Annotated in this window: 16 protein-coding genes; 6 read left to right on the top strand and 10 right to left on the bottom strand. The window is 38.9% G+C overall.

Annotated features, from left to right (window positions below):
* Positions 1–7: 7 nt before the first annotated feature.
* On the bottom strand, positions 8–2,464 hold the full coding sequence (thrA, locus tag FLEMA_RS75130) for a bifunctional aspartate kinase/homoserine dehydrogenase I (RefSeq protein WP_044173982.1): 2,457 nt from the start codon (positions 2,462–2,464) through the stop codon (positions 8–10).
* 605 nt (positions 2,465–3,069) lie between these two features.
* Between thrA and FLEMA_RS0161155 the strand changes: the two genes are divergently transcribed.
* Positions 3,070–4,188 (top strand): vWA domain-containing protein, encoded by a 1,119-nt coding sequence (locus tag FLEMA_RS0161155; protein WP_026997509.1) that lies wholly within the window; start codon positions 3,070–3,072, stop codon positions 4,186–4,188.
* A 337-nt stretch (positions 4,189–4,525) separates the two neighbouring features.
* Complete coding sequence (locus FLEMA_RS0161140) at positions 4,526–6,046, top strand: P-loop NTPase family protein (RefSeq protein WP_026998027.1); 1,521 nt, start codon at positions 4,526–4,528, stop codon at positions 6,044–6,046.
* A 301-nt stretch (positions 6,047–6,347) separates the two neighbouring features.
* Here the strand turns inward: FLEMA_RS0161140 and FLEMA_RS75125 are convergent, their stop codons facing one another.
* The 3 genes from FLEMA_RS75125 to FLEMA_RS75120 form a co-directional block, all read right to left on the bottom strand.
* Entirely contained in the window at positions 6,348–7,235 is an 888-nt protein-coding gene (locus FLEMA_RS75125; RefSeq protein ID WP_044173980.1) for a tyrosine-type recombinase/integrase, read from the bottom strand.
* A 92-nt stretch (positions 7,236–7,327) separates the two neighbouring features.
* Positions 7,328–7,522, bottom strand: coding sequence for a 30S ribosomal protein S21 (gene rpsU, locus FLEMA_RS0161110; protein WP_026997506.1), 195 nt, complete (start codon positions 7,520–7,522; stop codon positions 7,328–7,330).
* A gap of 88 nt (positions 7,523–7,610) precedes the next feature.
* Entirely contained in the window at positions 7,611–8,069 is a 459-nt protein-coding gene (locus FLEMA_RS75120) for a DUF3291 domain-containing protein (protein WP_044173977.1), read from the bottom strand.
* 221 nt (positions 8,070–8,290) lie between these two features.
* Between FLEMA_RS75120 and FLEMA_RS0161080 the strand changes: the two genes are divergently transcribed.
* Positions 8,291–9,931 carry an ABC-F family ATP-binding cassette domain-containing protein gene (locus tag FLEMA_RS0161080; RefSeq protein WP_026998026.1) on the top strand — a complete coding sequence of 547 codons (1,641 nt, stop codon included), beginning with the start codon at positions 8,291–8,293 and terminating at the stop codon, positions 9,929–9,931.
* A 218-nt stretch (positions 9,932–10,149) separates the two neighbouring features.
* A complete protein-coding gene (metG, locus tag FLEMA_RS0161070; protein ID WP_026997505.1) occupies positions 10,150–12,183 on the top strand; it encodes a methionine--tRNA ligase in 2,034 nt (677 codons plus the stop codon).
* A 285-nt stretch (positions 12,184–12,468) separates the two neighbouring features.
* Here metG and FLEMA_RS75115 read toward each other — a convergent pair whose 3' ends face one another.
* Complete coding sequence (locus FLEMA_RS75115) at positions 12,469–13,494, bottom strand: LacI family DNA-binding transcriptional regulator (RefSeq protein ID WP_044173975.1); 1,026 nt, start codon at positions 13,492–13,494, stop codon at positions 12,469–12,471.
* 433 nt (positions 13,495–13,927) lie between these two features.
* Between FLEMA_RS75115 and kduI the strand changes: the two genes are divergently transcribed.
* Both kduI and FLEMA_RS0161010 read left to right on the top strand, forming a co-directional pair.
* A complete protein-coding gene (gene kduI, locus FLEMA_RS0161030) occupies positions 13,928–14,758 on the top strand; it encodes a 5-dehydro-4-deoxy-D-glucuronate isomerase (RefSeq protein WP_026997504.1) in 831 nt (276 codons plus the stop codon).
* Between the two features lie 560 nt (positions 14,759–15,318).
* On the top strand, positions 15,319–16,722 hold the full coding sequence (locus FLEMA_RS0161010; protein WP_026997503.1) for a tetratricopeptide repeat protein: 1,404 nt from the start codon (positions 15,319–15,321) through the stop codon (positions 16,720–16,722).
* A gap of 79 nt (positions 16,723–16,801) precedes the next feature.
* Here the strand turns inward: FLEMA_RS0161010 and FLEMA_RS75110 are convergent, their stop codons facing one another.
* The 5 genes from FLEMA_RS75110 to FLEMA_RS75095 all read right to left on the bottom strand — a co-directional run bounded on the left by FLEMA_RS75110 (position 16,802) and on the right by FLEMA_RS75095 (position 19,896).
* Positions 16,802–17,215: a BrxA/BrxB family bacilliredoxin gene (locus tag FLEMA_RS75110; RefSeq protein ID WP_044173973.1), complete on the bottom strand. Its 414-nt coding sequence runs from the start codon at positions 17,213–17,215 to the stop codon at positions 16,802–16,804.
* A gap of 75 nt (positions 17,216–17,290) precedes the next feature.
* Positions 17,291–17,602: an SUF system Fe-S cluster assembly protein gene (locus tag FLEMA_RS0160995; protein WP_026997501.1), complete on the bottom strand. Its 312-nt coding sequence runs from the start codon at positions 17,600–17,602 to the stop codon at positions 17,291–17,293.
* Positions 17,603–17,663: 61 nt separating this feature from the next.
* On the bottom strand, positions 17,664–18,080 hold the full coding sequence (locus FLEMA_RS75105) for a SufE family protein (RefSeq protein WP_044173970.1): 417 nt from the start codon (positions 18,078–18,080) through the stop codon (positions 17,664–17,666).
* A 143-nt stretch (positions 18,081–18,223) separates the two neighbouring features.
* Positions 18,224–19,456: a cysteine desulfurase gene (locus FLEMA_RS75100; protein WP_044173968.1), complete on the bottom strand. Its 1,233-nt coding sequence runs from the start codon at positions 19,454–19,456 to the stop codon at positions 18,224–18,226.
* Positions 19,453–19,896 (bottom strand): GNAT family N-acetyltransferase, encoded by a 444-nt coding sequence (locus tag FLEMA_RS75095; RefSeq protein WP_044173966.1) that lies wholly within the window; start codon positions 19,894–19,896, stop codon positions 19,453–19,455. The genes FLEMA_RS75100 and FLEMA_RS75095 overlap by 4 nt, the downstream gene beginning before the upstream one ends.
* Between the last annotated feature and the right edge of the window lie 57 nt (positions 19,897–19,953).

Below are 19,953 nucleotides of genomic sequence, written 5' to 3'. Positions count from 1 at the left end.
GGTTTATTTATGCCAAATACGCTCCGATAGCTACAATATCGGCAAATACCCCCGAGGCTGTTACTTCGGCCCCAGCTCCTGGCCCTTTGATTACCAAGGGGCGATCGTGGTAGCGTTTGGTGGTAAACGAAATTACGTTGTCGGCTCCGTCCATCATATAAAATGGATGCGTTTTACCGATACTCCGTACACCAATCGTAATGGCGTTGTTTTCTAAAGTAGCAATAAAGCGAAGTACCTCGCCTTTGGCTTCGGCTTCGTCTACCATTTTCTCGAAATATTCGTTCGATACCTCTAGTTCGTGGAAAAAGTCGTCGACAGTAGGTGCTTTTTCACAGTTTTCGGGAAGAAGTTTTTGTATTGTAACATCTTCTGGTTCGATTTTAAGACCAATTTCTCGTCCTAATATCAAAATTTTTCTAGCCACATCCATCCCGCTCAAATCTTCACGTGGGTCGGGCTCAGTATAGCCTTTGGCTTTAGCTTCACGAACAATATCGGCAAATTTGACACCTTTTTTGAAGTTGTTGAAAATATACGACAACGTTCCTGAAAGTACACCTTCGATTTTTTCAAAACGGTCGCCCGACGAAATCAACCCTTGCAGCGTATTGATCACAGGTAATCCTGCCCCTACATTGGTTTCGTACAAAAACTTAACACCTTTTTTCAGGGCTGTTCTGTGCAACAAAGCGTAGTCTTCGTACCTACCCGAATTGGCTACTTTGTTGGGAGTTACCACCGAAATATTGGCCTCAAAAAGCCCTAAATAATAATTATGAATATTTTTGTCGGCGGTACAATCAGCAAATACCGAATTAGGTAAGTTGAGTCGTTTGGCTTCTTCTACAAATGCCCACAACTCGGCTGATTTGCCTGTACTTTCAACAGCTTCTTGCCAAGAGTCCATTGAAATCCCTTCGGCATTAATCAACATCTTACGAGAATTCATTACACCCACAAGATTGACTTTCAGGGCTTTATATTTGGACAAATAATTGGCTTGCCCTGTAAGTTGATTTAAGAGAGTTTTTCCTATTAGTCCAGTACCTACCAAAAATAAATTTAAGGTTTTGACCTGCGAGAAGAAGAAAGTATCATGAATCACATTGAGTGCTTTTGAAATATCCTTTTTCTCGATAACAACCGAAATGTTCAGTTCGGACGACCCTTGTGCTGTAGCCACGATATTGATACCATTTTTACCCAAAACCGAGAATAGCTTACCGCTCACCCCTGTATGGCGACGCATTCCTTCGCCAACAACAGCAATTACGGAAAGATTTTCCTGAATTTCGATTCCTTCAATATCGCCTATGGCTATTTCGTTGGCAAATTCTGTTTCTAAAATCTGACGAACTTGGTCTGAAAACTGAGGGTCGATGGCAAAGCAAATAGAGTGTTCTGAAGAAGCTTGCGAAATCAGTACAACCGATATTTTGTTTTTGGCCAAAATTGTAAATAACTTACCCGACACCCCCGCAACACCGATCATACCCGACCCTTGAAGATTGACCAAGGCAAGGTTGTCTATCGAACTAATACCAGTAATAATGTATTCGCTAGGTTCGGCTTCGCGACTTACAACTGTCCCGACAAAGCTAGGGTTAAAGGTATTGAGTACCCGAATAGGGATATTTTTGGCAAAAGCAGGCTGCAACGATGGCGGGTAAATGACTTTAGCCCCAAAGTGCGTAAGTTCCATTGCCTCCGAATAAGTGATTGTCGGAATAGTAAAGGCATTTTTCACCTTTCTTGGGTCGGCGGTCATCATGCCGTCTACGTCTGTCCAGATTTCTATTTCGGTGGCATTCAACGCTGCTCCAAAAATAGACCCTGTATAATCAGAACCACCACGGCCAAGGGTTGTAGTTTCGCCTTTATCGGTCGAGCCAATAAAGCCCGTAATCAATTGCAATGATTTGGACTTAGAAAAATGCGTTTGGATTTGCTGATTCGTAACCGCAAAATCTACTTCTGCCATACCAAAGGTATCGTTGGTACGAATCACCTTACGAGCATCTAAAAACTGGCAGTCGACACCCTGAGCATGAAGAATTTCATAAATCAAAGTAGTAGATAAGCGTTCGCCAAAACTTACAATAAGGTCGGCGGTACGAGGAGAAATCTCACGAATTAGCGAAACCCCTTTGAGAAGGTCTTCTAACTCGTTGATAATCGTTCGGATATTAGCAAATACCTTGGACTGTGCTTTTACGTCGATAAGTGCACGAACTACACCAAAATGACGGTCTTCAATAGCTTTTACCAAGTCGAAATAACTGGTATCGCCTACCGAGGCACGTTTTCCTGTTTCAATAAGCTGGTTGGTAACGCCGCCCATTGCCGAGAATACTACGGCTGATTTTTCTCCTTTTTCAAGGTTGCCCTTGATGATGCCTAGAACCGATTGAATACTTTCAACCGTTCCACAAGACGTTCCTCCGAATTTTAATACTTTCATATCTTAGATATTGTAGAAGCCATTTTTGAGATATAGATGTCCTCTTTAAATGCTCCTGTCTGCTTTACAACAGCAGTTTGATTGTTTAGTTGGAATCACAAATATAGCCAAAGGCTGGTAATACTTCATGGATTGTTATCCCTTTTGATACAATAATCTTTTGTTAAATTTTGACCTAAATAGAACATTTTTCCTGTCAAAAATTCAAATAACGGTATAAATAAATGACAAAGTGGCTATGCAAAACAAAATATTATGGTTATTGGATATTTATGGAGTGAAATTCTGGAAACCCGAAGCCTATTATTTTTGTTAGTCTATTATTGAATTAACGCTCAAAAGGCTTGGTTCTTCAACAATATATTGCCTTTTTTAGGATTTAAAAACAAAAAGCCTGCATAATGCTGTAAGTACATGAGTAAAATAAAATATAATGGATTTAGGCACAAAGTATTAGCAAAGTATCCAAAGGCTACTTATATAAAACCTCAATACCTTACTATAGCCTTGTACCTTGGTAGGCATTGGTTAATGACTAATACACACACTTCCTGATTGACTCAATTACTTATAGCTCAGGTATTGCACATAACCCCTTATTCACTATGCTAGGATACCGCTTTTCTGAATTTATCCCTCAAGAAAATGACCAGGGACAAAAAGCCAAGTTCGACCAATTATTAGATATTTTTAATCAATTGGTAACGATGACAGCAGGCAATGTGTCGGAGGCGTTGTCGTGGCTTACTCAATTAGACCAGCAATACAACCTTACGGATGATTCGTATGGTATTGCCGATTTTATAGACGACCTCAAGGCCAAAGGCTATATTCGAGAAGAAAAAAATGAAGATGGCCAACAAGCCGAAATTCTTACTGCCAAGGGCGAGCAGAGTATTCGGAAACAGTCGTTGGAGGAAATTTTTGGCAAACTCAAAAAAACTGGTAATTCGGGCAACCACCGAACACCCTACCAAGGTACTGGCGACGAAATGAATACCGACCGCCGTGAATTTCAGTTTGGCGATTCACTTGAACAAATTGCCATGACCGAATCTATCAGAAATGCCCAAATCAATAATGGTTTTGAGAATTTTATGCTAACCGAAAATGATTTGGAAATTATGGATAAGGAATATAAAGCTCAAACCTCTACGGTTTTAATGATTGATATTTCGCATTCGATGATTCTATATGGCGAAGACCGTATTACTCCTGCCAAAAAAGTAGCTATGGCTTTGTCGGAATTGATTATGACCAAATACCCCAAAGATACCCTCGATGTAATTGTTTTTGGCAACGACGCTTGGCAGATTCAGGTCAAGGATTTGCCTTATTTGGAGGTGGGGCCATTTCATACCAATACTGTGGCAGGGCTAGAATTGGCTATGGATTTGTTAAGAAGACGTAAAAATAAAAATAAACAAATTTTTATGATTACCGACGGTAAACCTACTTGCCTCAAAGAGGGTATTCGATATTATAAAAATAGCTTTGGCCTCGACAAAAAAATCCTCAACAAAACTCTCACTCTGGCGGCTCAGTGCCGAAGGCTCAAAATACCTGTTACCACTTTTATGATTGCCCGTGACGAGTACCTCAAAGAGTTTGTGCAGGAGTTTACTAAAATTAATAACGGCCGAGCTTACTATTCTTCGCTAAAAGGGCTTGGTGATTTTATTTTTGAAGACTATCAGCGTAATCGGAAAAAAGATGTAAGATAAAAAATCCCTTCTGTAATAGAAGGGATATAATTTGCAGGTTTGAGGAGGCTAAACAGATAAGAATTTTAAGCTATCGAGGTTAATACAGTTAATGAATAGGTCAAATATACAGTATAGTTTTTTTTGTGTATTCTAAAATGTATGTGAACGGCTGAAATCATATTGTCAAAGGTCATATTTCAGGGAGATGCGTAAGTAATTGTGCTTAGGAAATGATTATTAATGTTTGTATATAACAACGTTGTATTGTTTCATCAGCGTTTGCTATTACTTACCATGTACCTTCATCTGGTAATAGGCCTCAAAAAGTTTGTTACATATTTTAAGCAAAAAATAAATGTCATACAAAAATCTTTCTACAGAAGAAATTCTGTCTATTACAACTCTTGGTGCATTAAAAGCGGCTGGATACCAAGCTAAGTCTATCAAACAAGAACTTAGAGACAATTTGATTACTAAAATCAAAAATAAAGAAAATGTTTTTGAGGGAATTTGGGGCTATGAAGACACCGTCATTCCCGATATTGAGCGAGCTATTTTGTCACAGCATCATATCAATTTATTGGGTTTACGTGGACAAGCCAAAACCAGAATTGCCCGCTTGATGGTTACTTTGCTCGACGAATACGTTCCTGTTGTTCGGGGTTCTGAACTTAACGACGACCCCCTTGAGCCACTTTCTCGTTTTGCAAAAGACACCATTGCCGAACAAGGCGACCAAACGCCTATTGTTTGGTGGCATCGTTCCGAGCGTTATACCGAAAAGCTAGCAACGCCCGATGTATCTGTTGCCGATTTGATTGGCGATGCCGACCCTATCAAGGCAGCTACCCTCAAACTCCCCTATTCTGATGAACGAGTTGTGCATTTTGGCTTAATTCCTCGTTCGCACAGAGGTATTTTTGTAATCAACGAGCTTCCTGATTTACAGGCCAGAATTCAGGTGTCGCTATTCAATATCTTGCAGGAAGGTGATATTCAAATTCGTGGGTTTAAGCTACGCTTGCCTTTAGATATTCAATTTGTTTTTACAGCCAATCCTGAAGATTACACCAATCGGGGGTCTATTGTAACTCCGCTCAAAGACCGTATCGACTCGCAAATTGTAACGCACTACCCCAAAACATTGGCAATCGGTAAGCGTATTACTTTGCAGGAGGCCAATATCAAGCCTGAACAACACGATTTGGTAACTACCAATGCCTTAATTGAGGACTTGATTGAACAAATTGCTTTTGAGGCTCGCCAATCGGAATATGTAGATGCCAAATCGGGAGTATCGGCTCGTATGACTATTTCGGCTTATGAAAATTTGATTTCGGCTGCCGAAAGACGTGCTTTACTGAATGGTGAAGAAAAAACCTATATCCGTGTTGCTGATTTGGTAGGAGTAATTCCTGCGGTATGTGGCAAAGTCGAATTGGTGTACGAAGGCGAAATTGAAGGGCCTGTTATTGTGGCTCAAAACCTTATCGGAAAGGCTATTCGTACTCAGTTTTTAAACTATTTTCCTGACCCCGAAAAAATCAAAAAAGTTGCGAAAGATAAAGCTGGAAAAAACCCATTCAAGCCCGTAATTGATTGGTTTATGGATGGCAATATTATTGATATTTTCAACGATAGCTCTGATACCGATTATTCTTCTCGCTTGCGTGCTATCGATGGCCTCGACGACTTAATCGAAAAGATATACCCAACATTTGAAGGACGAGAAAAACTTTTTATGATGGAATTTGTATTGCATGGCTTATCGGAGTTTTCGATGATTTCAAAGAAAACCCTCGACCAAGGCTTACAATTCAAAGACTTGACCGACTCGCTATTTGATTTAGATAAATTCAAGTTTGACGAAGAATAGTTACTAAATGGCTGTCTATGCAGCTTGTATAGAATCCACCCTCAAATAGGAAGAAATTTAGAGAATGAGTGATTATTTTTGAAGATACTTTTCACAGGGATGTAATGCTTCGCAGCTAAAGATATGTCATGCTGACATGCAAAAGGCGTTCGGAATTAGTTTTCCAAACGCCTTTTGCATGAATAACCCCTAATTTTCTATTATTTGAGCAATTGATAAGCCTCTTCAATGTTCTCTTGATTACCTTATGAATCTCAACAGAATAACTCATCTTTAATAGCCTCTATCTATGCAGGATTTGTTAGGCTTTTGGATGGGCTTGTTCGTAAATCTTTCTGATTTTTTCCATAGAATTATGGGTATATACCTGCGTTGCCGACAGCGATGTATGCCCCATTAGGTCTTTAATAGCTGTTAAATCGGCCCCATTATTTAGCAAATGAGTAGCGTAAGAATGCCTCAAAACGTGAGGAGATTTTTTAGTAAGAGACGTTACTAAGCTAAGGTATTTTTTTACAATCCGCTGAATCATAACTGGATATGCCTGATTTCCTTTTTCACTAACAATCAAATATTGATGTTCTAAGCCTTCCTGATTACGGCATTGAATATATAGTTCTATCTGATGAGCCAGCGATTGATTAATAGGAATAATCCTTTCTTTGTTCCTTTTTCCTAACACTTTTACGGTTTGTCCATAAAAATCTATATTCCGAACCTCAAGGTCAATCAATTCCGACAAACGCATACCTGTACCATACAACAGCTCCAAAATAAGCTTATCACGCACTCCCTCAAAACTTTCTGGAAATTCTACATCGTCGAGTAAATTATCTAGCTCTGCCTCCCGTACAAAGGTGGGAATATTTTTGGTAGTTTTCATAGCCAATACCTTTCGCATGGGGTCTTGGTCGATAATTTTTTTTTGTTGTAAAAACTTAAAAAAACTGCGAAGCGTTGCTATTTTTCGATTAATACTCCGGCTATCGAGCTTGGCCTCTGAGAGCGAAACCACCCACGAGCGAATCATTTGGTGGTCTGCTAATTGAGGATGATGAAAGTCGTAGGTCTTGGTCAAATACTCGACAAACTGAGCCATATCCTTTCTATAAGCTGTTACGGTGTGGTCGCTACAGCGTTTTTCGTGCTGAATATACTGCAAAAAAAAATTGACTATCTCTGAATTCATGATTCTAAGATAGTCAATTTTTTATGAATGCTGAACGGTTATCGGCTTAATTCACGATTAAATGATAACATAATGAATGAAATCAATCGAGACTAAGACTCCAAATTACCGTACATTTTTTGTTTGTATGTAGCACGAATAACTTCTGTACGACGCTCTACAGATGGTTTTTCAAATGCCATACGCTTACGAAGTTCTTTAACTACACCAGTTTTTTCAAATTTCTTTTTGAATCTTTTAAGAGCTTTGTCGATTGACTCGTTTTCTTTTACGTTGATAATCAGCATATTATTTGTTTGTTTATTGTCTTAACTTTGAATTGAGGTGCAAAGATAGGGCTTTACTTTTTCAATGTCAAGGTTTTTGCTGAAAACGTTATAATAAGTCGATAGATGGAGCTGGAAAAAGGTTCTTAAAAGTAAACGAATACGTAGTATCGCCAAAAGTTCTTAGATGCAACAGGCGGTCTTTGCCTTCTTGGGCTGTAGGTACTGTGCCTACAGGTATCCACCACAATGCAACATTAGCTTCTTGGGCTTTTTCAAACCACTTGGCTCGTTTCAGAAATACTTCGGTATGTGCCGAACGATACACGTATTGCTTGAGTAAGTCTATATTTTCCCAAACCGACATATTCACAATAATAAGTGGGTCATCAAAAGGATTAATGGCTGTAGCATTATTATTTTCGTCTTTGAGCCGCCAAATAAAACCTGTACTTTGCTCGGCCAAGCTATTGATTCTGTCGAGGTCAGCTACAAAATCGGCAATAATAGGGCTGTCGATTGGAGCAACCAATTTGGCAATATTGATTTGTGCTAAATGATATTTCATTGTGTATATCAAAGATAAATGGAAGGGCGTATTCAAATATAGTATGAACCAAGGAATCTGCAATCTGATAGAATCCCTAATCTGTTCGTATACATCTTACTCAAATATATAAATTTTTGGGCTGGCACAAAAGACATCCCATCTAATTGCTACTAAACTTATCGGCGAGCTTGTGCCAAAGTGGTTTTGGGTCGTATCTTTGTAGTTCATAACTATTTCAGATGATTTCGATAGATAATATAGCGGTAGAGTTCGGTGGACGAGCTCTTTTTAGTGACGTTACCTTCAATGTTAACGACAAAGATAAAATAGCCCTAATGGGCAAAAATGGAGCTGGTAAATCGACTATGCTCAAAATCATAGCAGGGGTAGACAAACCTACCAAAGGCAAAATATCAAAGCCCAATGGTGCAGTAATTGCTTATTTGCCTCAACATTTGCTTACTGAAGATAACGCTACGGTGTTTGAAGAAACAGCCAAAGCGTTTTCGTCGGTACTAAATATGAAAGCCGAAATCGATGAGCTAAACCTCCAATTAGAAACCCGTACCGATTACGAATCGGACGAATATATGGCTATTATTGAGCGGGTTTCGGAGGTAAGCGAAAAATATTACTCTATAGAAGAAATCAACTACGATGCCGAAATAGAAAAAACACTCTTGGGTTTAGGCTTTGTACGTTCGGATTTTACTCGCCCAACTAGCGAATTTAGTGGTGGCTGGCGTATGCGTATCGAGTTGGCCAAAATTCTTCTTCAAAACCCCGACTTAATTCTTCTGGATGAGCCCACCAACCACATGGATATTGAGTCGATTCAGTGGCTTGAAGACTTTTTGATTAATAATGCCAAAGCCGTTATTGTCATTTCACACGATAGGGCTTTTGTCGATAATATTACCAACCGTACCATTGAAGTAACAATGGGGCGTATTTACGACTATAAAGTAAACTATTCGCAGTACTTGCAGTTGCGTAAAGAGCGAATGGAACAGCAACAAAAGCAATTCAACGAGCAACAAAAGATGATTGCCGAAACCCAAGAGTTTATTGAACGCTTCAAGGGTACTTATTCAAAGACATTGCAGGTACAGTCGAGGGTAAAGATGTTGGAAAAATTGGAAATTGTGGAGGTTGACGAAGTTGATACTTCTGCTTTAAATCTCAAGTTCCCTCCTGCTCCACGCTCTGGCAATTATCCTGTTATTGTTGAAGGGGTAAGCAAAAGTTATGGCGACCATCTGGTTTTCAAAGATGTTGCGTTGACGATTGAAAGAGGCGAAAAAATTGCCTTTGTCGGAAAAAATGGAGAAGGTAAATCTACCCTCGTCAAAGCTATTATGAATGAAATAGACTTTGAGGGTGACCTAAAAATGGGGCATAACTGTATGATTGGTTATTTTGCCCAAAATCAAGCTTCGTTACTCGATGGCGATTTGTCGGTGTTTCAAACCATCGATAATATTGCAGTAGGCGAAATTCGCACCAAAATCAAAGATATATTAGGGGCGTTTATGTTTAGTGGCGATGCTATCAACAAAAAAGTAAAAGTGCTTTCGGGAGGTGAAAGAACTCGCTTGGCAATGATTAAATTGTTGCTAGAACCAGTCAATTTGTTGATTCTGGATGAACCAACCAACCACCTTGACCTCAAGACAAAAGATATTTTGAAAGATGCCCTAAAAGCTTTTGAAGGTACTGTAATTTTGATTTCTCACGACCGTGATTTCCTTGATGGCTTGGCAACCAAGGTTTTTGAATTTGGCAACAAACGTGTCAAAGAACACTTTGAAGATATTAATGGATTCTTGAGAAACAAAAAGATGGAGAATCTAAAGGATATTGAAAGAAGTGCCAAATAGAGATAATTGATTATATATCCTACAAAGTGAATGTTCTGGCTAGATAATACTTTCAGAGCATTCACTTTTGTGTTTCATAACAAGCCTTTTCTACGAGTAAATCCCTTAGCCATACTATTTAACCCTAAAATTTTCTTAATTTTGCGACCAATTTCAACGGTAATTTATTGGAATATCGACTTTCGGTAGCAAATGAGGGTGGTATTCTTTCCATACAGATGACAAAACAATTCAAAAGAACTACTGTAACGGCTGCGTTGATTTACGCCAACGGGCCTATTCATATTGGGCATATTGCTGGGTGCTATTTGCCTGCCGATATTTATGTAAGGTATTTGCGTGCAACAGGGCAAGATGTCAAATTTGTGTCGGGTACAGATGAACACGGTGTTCCTATTACTATCAAGGCCAAAAAAGAAGGTATTACACCACAACAGGTAGTAGACAAATACTATAAAATTATCAAGGATTCGTTTGAAGAATTTGGGATTTCATTCGACATCTATTCTCGTACATCCAATAAAATTCACCACGAAACTTCGCAGGAAATTTTCAAAAATTTGTACGATAAAGGCCAGTTTGTAGAAGAAACTACCGAACAGTATTTTGACGAAAAAGCTCAAACTTTCCTAGCCGACCGCTATATCGTAGGGACTTGCCCAAAATGTGGCAATGAAAATGCTTATGGCGACCAATGCGAAAAATGTGGAACAACCCTTTCTCCAACCGAATTGATTAACCCTCGTTCGGCTTTGAGTGGTGAAAAACCTGTGATGAAACCTACCAAAAACTGGTACTTGCCTTTAGATAAAATGCAGCCACAATTGGAGGAATACATAGCTAGCCACCCTGAATGGAAAACCAATGTATTGGGGCAGGTAAAATCATGGCTCAACGACGGCCTACGCCCTCGTGCCATGACACGCGATTTGGATTGGGGTGTAAAAGTACCTTTGCCAGATACCGACGGCAAAGTGTTGTATGTATGGTTTGACGCTCCTATTGGCTATATTTCTATGACCAAGGAATTGACCGACCAATGGCAAAAATACTGGCAAGACCCAGAAGCTCGTTTGGTCAACTTTATTGGTAAAGACAATATCGTATTTCACTGCTTGATTTTTCCTGCTATGTGTATGGCCGATGGCCGCTTTATTGTTGCCGATAATGTTCCTGCCAACGAATTTATGAATTTGGAAGGCGACAAAATTTCAACTTCAAGAAACTGGGCAGTATGGCTGCATGAATATCTACGAGAATTTGAGGGCAAACAAGATGTCTTGCGTTATGCTTTGGCAGCTTCTGCTCCTGAAACCAAGGATTCAGACTTTACTTGGGGCGATTTCCAAACCCGCAACAACTCGGAGTTGGTAGGGATCTTTGGTAATTTTGTCAACCGTGCTGTCGTTCTAACACAAAAGAACTTCGACTCAAAAGTACCAAAACAAGGTGAATTAACTGATTTTGACCGCCAAACACTGGCTACTTTGGCCGAACTACCAGCCAAAATTGGTGAGGCTATCGAAAACTATAAATTCAGAGAAGCCCTAACTTATGTAATGGATGTAGCTCGTTTGGGTAATAAATACTTGGCCGATACCGAGCCTTGGAAAGTGATCAAAACCGATGTAGAACGAACAGGCACTATCTTGAATATTGGCTTACAAATTGCAGCTTCACTTTCGATCGTTTGTGAACCTTTCTTGCCATTTACTGCCGAAAAATTAAGAATAGGATTGAATTTAGATAAACTAGCTTGGGGCGAAGCTGGTCGTGCCAACTTGTTGCCAGAAGGTAACGAAATTCAAGCACTAGGTTTGCTTTTCGAGAAAATCGAAGATGCAACCGTGCAAACTCAAATCCAAAAATTACAAGATGCCAAGAAAATGAATGAATTAGCAGGAAAAGAGGTTTCGGCCATTAAAGACACTATCCAGTACGACGATTTTGCGAAAATGGACTTACGAATTGGCACTATTGAGGCCGCCGAAAAAGTAGCCAAATCAAAAAAATTATTGAAACTTACCGTAAACGATGGCTTGCAACAACGTACCATTTTGAGCGGTATTGCCGAACATTTTTCTGCTGAAGAAGTAATAGGTAAGCAAGTTACGTTTTTGGCAAACCTAGCTCCCCGTCCAATGATGGGAATGATTTCAGAAGGAATGATTCTCATGGCAGAAGATAAAGATGGCTCACTGGCATTTGTCCAACCATCAAAAGAAGTTTGGAACGGAGGCACAGTAAACTAAGAAAGCCTTTAGTAGCTCAATAAGCAGTTATTGAGCTACTAAACAATTGAATGAATAAGTGATTAAACCTGTATTTTGGCAATAAAGATGCAAAGCATTATGTCTAAAGATGAGTCTTCTCGCCTTTTTTGATTAAGTCAATAAATACCTACTATTGGTGTACTTTTCCCAATAGGGTACGATGGTTTACCTCACAAATTCCAACCAACACAAATAAGAGGGTTCTTTTATATTACCTAAAATTTGGACTAACTTATGTTTTACTTATGCTAAAGCCCTTTATCACTAGCTAAAAAACCCCGAAGATTCTCTGATAATTAATTGAGTTGGTAATATTTTGGTTTCTACAGGAATAATCACATCCTCCTCCGCTTCAATCTGATTAATTAATATTCTTACAGCCTCATTGCCCATGTCTTGAATAGGTTGGCTAATACTCGAAAGTGTTGGCGATAAAAGCGTGCAAATTGGCTCATTATTAAAGCTTACAATAGCAATATCTTCAGGTACTTGAATGCCCTTTTGTTTTAGAGCATACATAGCCGAGTAAGCAATACGGTCGCTTACCGCCACAATACCATCTATTTTACTACGATTTAACAACTCAAGGGTTTGTACAACAGTATTATCTTGAGTAAAATCGGAATGAGCTATATTTTGTAGCAAGAAAGGCAAGTTGTGTTGCTTCAGGGCATCTTGATACCCCAACATCCGCTCTTTGCTCAAAAGCATATTAGGAGGCCCCGCCAAAAAGCCAATATTTTTACAACCATTATTAATCAAATGTTCTGTGGCTACAAATGCCGACTCCCGATTATTGACGATAACTTTTGAAACCGACAATCCATCAGAATAACGGTCGAACAATACCAGTGGTATATTTTTTCGTACAAGGCGATTGATATGCTCGTACTCGTTGGTATCACGAGCCAGCGATATAATCAGCCCCTCTACCTGCCCCCGTAAAAGGTTTTGGATGTTGGTAACCTCTCTCAGATACGACTCGTGCGACTGGCACACCAACACACTATAACCTGCCTGCATAGCGGCCTCTTCGATACTATTGAGTGCCGCCGAAAAGAAATAATAACTAAGGTTAGGTACAATTACCCCGATTGTCTTAGTACGACTTTTTGCTAGATTTTTGGCCAACTGATTAGGCTGATAATCCAACTCTTCGGCAAGCTTCAGCACAGCCTTACGGGTATCTGGGTGGATTTCGGGCAAGCCTCTCAATGCCCTCGACACCGTTGAAATCGAAATATTGAGGGCCTTGGCAATATCTTTTATGGTTACTTGTGTACTTTTCATATAAATTTCAAAATATAACTTTTACAATAATAACCCTCTTTATCGCTAAGCATTTAATATCAACCAGCTACGATTTGGCTAAACCGCACAACTCTAAATATTCACTTTTCTAAGAATATCATATTGGTAGGCTTTGTTTATGAAAACGCTTGCGGTAACGGTTGCATAAAAATATCACCTAAAAAACGTTATTTCTTTTTCTTTTCAATATAAAAGAAACTAGATTCAAGAACATTTACTACTTATTTCAAGATATTATTCTTTTTAGCTAAAAGATATTTTAGCAAAATAAGAATACCATGAATTGGATTTTTTTGATGAAAGGCTTTGTCAGAGGAACACCGTCATAAATGGGTTGAATACCAATAGTAGTAGAATCATCATTCTTGATTCTTTTATTGATAATTATATTAGTTTTTAAACGACACAACTTATGCAAATTCTTCACGCAGTAAGCCCCAATGAAGCAAAGGGCTTCGATACTCAAGAATTAAGAAACAATTTTTTAGTAGAACAAAATTTTGTAGCGAATACCATCCATTTGGTTTATACGCATTATGACAGGGTAATTATTGGGGGAGCTATGCCTGTAGAGGAAGCACTTACATTGCCAACTTACGACAATTTGAAGGCTGATTATTTTTTTGAAAGAAGAGAAGCTGGTATTATTAATGTTGGAGGCGATGGTCAAATAGAAGTCGATGGCACAACGCACGATTTGTCGAAATTGGACTGCCTATATATCGGAAAAGGCTCGCAGAAAGTGGTTTTCAAAAGTATTGAAGCAACAAACCCGGCACAGTTTTTTATCTTATCGGCACCAGCACATCATGCCTATCCTGTGCGTAAAATGCCTAAAGAAGAAGCTTCACCAGTAGCACTGGGTAGCCTAGAAACCTCTAACGAGCGTACAATTTATAAATACATCCATCGCGATGGTATTCAGAGCTGTCAGGTAGTGATGGGGCTAACTGTTTTGAACAAAGGAAGTGTTTGGAATACCATGCCTTCGCACGTACACGACCGCCGTATGGAGGCTTATTTGTACTTTGATGTACCCGAAGCACACCGTGTATTTCACTATATGGGACAACCTCAGCAAACACGCCACCTCTTGGTAGCCAATCACCAAGCAATTGTGTCGCCGCCGTGGTCGATTCATTCAGGTTGTGGTACTACCAACTATTCGTTTATTTGGGGAATGGCAGGTGAAAACCTAGATTTTACTGATATGGATTTCTCGGCTATTGCCGATTTAAGATAGTCTGCTTTTGTAAATAAAACACCATGGCCATTGGCACAAAGTAATTTTGTAAGACTTACATAAGTTATTCAACAAATGCTTTGAGTCAATGGCTTTTGTTCTAAAAGCAAAAATGTTTTATTTTGCCTACTCCACCCACCACTATCTCCCTTATTTTAACACAACTTTACCCAAATCCAAACTTAATTGACAGTCGGAATGTTCTGATAAGGGAATAGAACAACTTTAATCTATTCCATTGATTTATAAGCACTCACCAAAACAAATATCCTTAACCCTATACTTTTCGCTTAAAAACAAACCAAGGAATGGATAAGACCCCCAAACGGGTTCTTAAAATAATTCTATTTTTATTCAAAAAATCTATTTGGTTTGAGCAACATAATTGGGTTTGTTTATTTGAAAGTTTTTTTCTATCTTAGCAATAAGTCGTTTTGGTTTATGGTATTTGAGGAATTACGTTCTCCAATTTGCTACTCACAGCAAAATATATAGACGACAAGCTATAGAAAACGTTATATCACCTCTTATCACGTGCATCTTATCCAATTTTAATTATCATGGAACAAGACTTTGAAGACCGTCATGAAGATGTTCTCCATTCTGTTAAGCGTTTTGAATCAATGCTGAAACGTTCAGAGAGCTCTTTTTTCGACCTAGATACATACGAACAAATCGTAGAACACTATATGGATGAGGGCAAAATCGAAGAAGCCGCTCAGGCTTGCGATATTGCTCTTGAACAATACCCTTATTCGGTTGAATTGATGCTCTGCAAGGCTGAATTATACTCTAATCTGAGTCAATACGATGAAGCATTAGAAGTACTGGCTCGGGCAGAACTTTTCAACCCATCCGACAACGATATTATTTATCTGCGTAGTACTATCTATAACCTCAAGGGCGATTATCAGGCCGCCATCGAATTACTTACTGAGATTCTGGAAATGGTTGAGGAAAAAGACGAGGTATATTATCATATTGGACTTGCCTACCAAAGCTGGAGCAAGCATCACAATGCTGTTGCTGCTTTTAAGCAGGCTATCGAGGAAAATATGAATAACGAAAATGCCTTGTACGAACTTGCCAATAGCCTTGATGAAATCGGGAAATTAGAGGAGAGTTTGCCCTATTATGAAAAATTCATCGATAATGATCCTTTCTCACAAAATGCTTGGTATAATATTGGTATTGCTTATTCTAAATTGGGGCGTTTTGATAAAGCTGCCGAAGCCTATGAATTTGCTGTAGCGATTCAGGACGATTTTTCGTCGGCTTATTTCAATTTGGGCAATGCCTACATGAACCTAAGCAATTGGGCCAAAGCTGAAGAATGTTACCGCTATTGCCTCGAACATGAAGACCAAAGCCCAGAGGTATATTGCTGCCTTGGGGCGAGTATCGAGCGTCAAGAACGCTTTGATGAGGCTATTCACTATTACCAAGATGCTATCAAACTAGACCAACTTTGGGATGATGGCTATTTTGGCGTTGGGATTTGTTTATGTGAAAAGAAACGTTGGTTTGAGGCCATCCATTTCCTCAATAAAGCTATTACACTCAACAAACACAATACTTATTATTGGCTAGCATTGGCCGATGCCGAAGCTAATCTAGGTAATTTGGTAACAGCCCTAGAGGCTTATCAAAAGGCCGCCGAACTAGACCCCCAAAATACAGAAGCTTGGGTAAAATGGTCGGTATTGAGCCATGAACAAGGCGAGTTTGATACTGCTGCTGAACTAATGCTTTCGGCAATTGACCAGCTTCCTGAAGAGTCTGAACTCTATTATCGTGCTTCAATTTATTTGATAAAAGCTGGCAAATACCGTGAAGCCTTTAATTATTTAGAAACAGGCTTAATTCTAAACTTTGATGGACATGAAATCATGTTTGAATATTTCAAAAATTTAGAAACTCAAAAAGCTATCTATAGAATTATTGAGCAGTATAAAAAGAAATAAGAGTTTTTGACATTTGAGTCCATAAAAAAGGTTGAATCTGTACAGATTCAACCTTTTTTATGGATAGCACTTGCTACTCTTAGCAATATTCTTCAAATACCATTTCTAAGTGCGAAGCAATCATATCGGCCGAACGGCCCTCGATATGATGACGCTCTACAAAGTGTACTAATTCTCCGTCTTTGAACAATGCAATAGAAGGTGACGATGGAGGATAAGGAAGGGTGTATTCACGAGCCTTTTGAGTAGCCTCTTGGTCTACACCCGCAAATACAGTTACTAAATGTTCTGGTTTTTTAGCTGAGTTCCAAACGGCTTCTTTTACCCCTGGACGAGCAGTACGAGCAGAACAACCACAAACTGAATTGATGAATACCAACGTTGTTCCTTTTTCAGTCATTACTGATTCCACTTCGGCAGCAGATTTCAACTCCTTGAAACCGCCTTCCACAATATCCGCTCTCATTGGAGCTACTAAATGTTCTGGATACATAATATTTTTGTAATTATTGAATTAATATTGATGATAACACTGGTTTACACCTTTTGTACTTTCTAATGAACATGATTACATAAAACCAAGTTCCAATTTAGCTACTTCCGACATCATATCTTGCGAATATGGTGGGTCGAAGGTCAATTCTACACTAACATCGGTAACACCCTCAATTTCACGAATTTTTTGTTCTACCTCGCCAGGAATCTGTTCTGCCGAAGGGCAAGACGGCGAAGTCAGCGTCATTAAAACGTAAACATTGTTGATAGGAAATACCTTGATATCATAAATCAAGCCCAATTCGTATACATCCACAGGAATTTCGGGGTCATATACTCTTTTAAGGGCTTTTATTACTTCTTCTTTTAAATCTGCTTCAGTCATGATTGTTTGCTATGGGTTTTGAGTCGTTAGCAAGCGACCTATTGAATATGAGAAATATCAACTATTTGAGCTGATAGGCTATTGCATAATTTTTCATTTGCTTAACCATCGAAGCCAAACCATTTGAACGAGTTTGAGCCAAGTGTTGGCTCATGCCAATTCTATCAATAAAAAACAAATCGGCTTCAGCGATTTCTTTGGGTGTATGCCCCGACAATACCCGAATCAACATATTGACCAATCCTTTTACAATAATAGCTTCGGAGTCGGCATCGAATATCAGTTTATCTCCTTCTTTTCTGGCATTTAACCATACACGACTTTGGCATCCCTTGATAATATTGTCTTCGGTTTTTTGGTCTTCGGGCAAGCCTCTTAGTTTTTTACCTAAATCAATAATATATTCGTACTTATCTGCCCAGTCGTCGAACAAAGCAAACTCTTCTATTATTTCTTCCTGTATTTCGTTGATAGTCATTTAATTATTTTTGTTCACTATATTGTCCTAGGCCATTCATGACACATAATAGACCAATTTTGTGAATGATTTTATATTTTTAATCTAAATATAATTGCAAAAGCATCTATAAAATACCCAACAAATACCTTTAGAATCTTTTGTTATGACAACATTTTTTTCACCTTTATCAAACCTGCTACCAATCTATCAATCTCTTCGGTAGTATTATAAATAGCAAAAGAAGCTCTTGATGTCCCCAAAAGATTAAAACGTTGCATCAGTGGTTGTGTACAGTGGTGACCCGTACGCACGGCAATGCCTTGGTTGTCGAGCAATACCCCAATATCTTGGTGATGAATACCATCAATAACAAAACTAACAACAGAAACTTTGTTTTTGGCCTGACCAATAATTCTGAGTCCATCAATTGCCGACAACTGTTCGGTAGCATATTGCAAAAGCATATCTTCATAAGCTGCAATATTTTCACGGCCAATGGTATTTAAGTATTCTAAAGCAGTTTTGAGGGCTACAACATCGGCAATATTAGGTGTCCCCGCTTCAAATTTGTAAGGCAACTCGTTATACGTAGTTTTGGCAAAAGTTACTTCTTTAATCATTTCGCCACCGCCCATATAAGGAGGCATAGCATTGAGAATTTCTTTTTTGCCATACAATACCCCTATACCCGTTGGGCCATACAATTTATGAGCCGAAAACGCATAAAAGTCAACATCCAAATCTTGTACGTCGATATTGATATGCGATGTAGCTTGTGCCCCGTCGACCAGCACCTTAGCTCCTACACTATGAGCTAATTCTATAATCTCTTTCACAGGGTTGATAGTTCCCAAAGAATTAGAAACATGGTTTACAGCCACCAATTTAACTTTTTCGGTCAAAAGGCTTGTGTATGCTTCCATATCCAGCTCGCCAAGGTCATTAACAGCAATAACCTTCAAAATAATACCTTTTTCTTCGCAAAGCATTTGCCAAGGTACAATATTGGAATGGTGTTCGAGACCCGAAATAATAATTTCGTCACCTTGATTGATAAACTTGCGACCAAAGGTACTTGCCACCAAATTGATACCCTGCGTAGTACCAGAAGTAAAGATAATTTCTTCGGTAGAAGATGCTCCTAAAAACTGGCGAATTGCCTCACGCGATGCTTCAAAATCGCGAGTGGCACGTTCGGCCAAAGTATGGATTCCGCGGTGGATATTGGCGTTATCGAAATTGTAATAGTGAGAAATAGCATTAATTACAGCAGTAGGCTTTTGCGTAGTAGCTGCGTTATCAAAATACACCAATTTTTTCCCATTGATTTCTTGATCAAGAATAGGGAAATCAGCTCTAATTTTCTGAATATCTAGAATGTCGGTGAGTGTCATAGTTGTGGCTCCTTTCTCGGTATGTCTAAGCTAAAATGATGACTTGCAATTTTAAAGCGTTTTTGCAAATACAAACGATGTGCGTCGTGGCGGTGATGACCCGAGTCGAGATGAACAGCATTACAGCCATTGTTCTCGGCTAAATCTATCACATAATCAAGTAACAGACTTGCACGCCCTTGGCCTCTTGAGGCTGGAAGCGTCGATAAGTCGTCTATATAAATAATTTTACCCGTATAAAGCATCGTCATAAAACGAAAGCCTATGGCCGATAAAACCGTATTATCGTCTTCTTCAACAAATGCAATTTGATAACTTTCTTGTTGCATTTGAGTATACAGTGTGATGAACTGTGCTAAGTCCAAATGTGGACGCAGGGCCTTCAATACTTCAAAGCATCGTTGTAAATCCTGCTCATTTTCAACCAATTTAACTTGCATGTTGTATTGGTAAAATAGAATGTGTCGAGTAGTAATTGGTACAATAGCTATAACAAG

The sequence above is a fragment of the Flectobacillus major DSM 103 genome (genome assembly GCF_000427405.1).
Lineage (GTDB): Bacteria > Bacteroidota > Bacteroidia > Cytophagales > Spirosomataceae > Flectobacillus > Flectobacillus major.
Note: the sequence above shows the minus strand (reverse complement) of the source record. Positions and strands in the feature narration are given on the sequence as shown.

Excerpts from the sequence above, each read along its gene's own strand:
- thrA (WP_044173982.1), bottom strand. The coding sequence starts at position 2,464 with ATGAAAGTATTAAAATTCGGAGGAACGTCTTGTGGAACGGTTGAAAGT.
- FLEMA_RS0161155 (WP_026997509.1), top strand. The coding sequence starts at position 3,070 with ATGCTAGGATACCGCTTTTCTGAATTTATCCCTCAAGAAAATGACCAG.
- FLEMA_RS0161140 (WP_026998027.1), top strand. The coding sequence starts at position 4,526 with ATGTCATACAAAAATCTTTCTACAGAAGAAATTCTGTCTATTACAACT.
- FLEMA_RS75125 (WP_044173980.1), bottom strand. The coding sequence starts at position 7,235 with ATGAATTCAGAGATAGTCAATTTTTTTTTGCAGTATATTCAGCACGAA.
- rpsU (WP_026997506.1), bottom strand. The coding sequence starts at position 7,522 with ATGCTGATTATCAACGTAAAAGAAAACGAGTCAATCGACAAAGCTCTT.
- FLEMA_RS75120 (WP_044173977.1), bottom strand. The coding sequence starts at position 8,069 with ATGAAATATCATTTAGCACAAATCAATATTGCCAAATTGGTTGCTCCA.
- FLEMA_RS0161080 (WP_026998026.1), top strand. The coding sequence starts at position 8,291 with ATGATTTCGATAGATAATATAGCGGTAGAGTTCGGTGGACGAGCTCTT.
- metG (WP_026997505.1), top strand. The coding sequence starts at position 10,150 with ATGACAAAACAATTCAAAAGAACTACTGTAACGGCTGCGTTGATTTAC.
- FLEMA_RS75115 (WP_044173975.1), bottom strand. The coding sequence starts at position 13,494 with ATGAAAAGTACACAAGTAACCATAAAAGATATTGCCAAGGCCCTCAAT.
- kduI (WP_026997504.1), top strand. The coding sequence starts at position 13,928 with ATGCAAATTCTTCACGCAGTAAGCCCCAATGAAGCAAAGGGCTTCGAT.
- FLEMA_RS0161010 (WP_026997503.1), top strand. The coding sequence starts at position 15,319 with ATGGAACAAGACTTTGAAGACCGTCATGAAGATGTTCTCCATTCTGTT.
- FLEMA_RS75110 (WP_044173973.1), bottom strand. The coding sequence starts at position 17,215 with ATGTATCCAGAACATTTAGTAGCTCCAATGAGAGCGGATATTGTGGAA.
- FLEMA_RS0160995 (WP_026997501.1), bottom strand. The coding sequence starts at position 17,602 with ATGACTGAAGCAGATTTAAAAGAAGAAGTAATAAAAGCCCTTAAAAGA.
- FLEMA_RS75105 (WP_044173970.1), bottom strand. The coding sequence starts at position 18,080 with ATGACTATCAACGAAATACAGGAAGAAATAATAGAAGAGTTTGCTTTG.
- FLEMA_RS75100 (WP_044173968.1), bottom strand. The coding sequence starts at position 19,456 with ATGACACTCACCGACATTCTAGATATTCAGAAAATTAGAGCTGATTTC.
- FLEMA_RS75095 (WP_044173966.1), bottom strand. The coding sequence starts at position 19,896 with ATGCAAGTTAAATTGGTTGAAAATGAGCAGGATTTACAACGATGCTTT.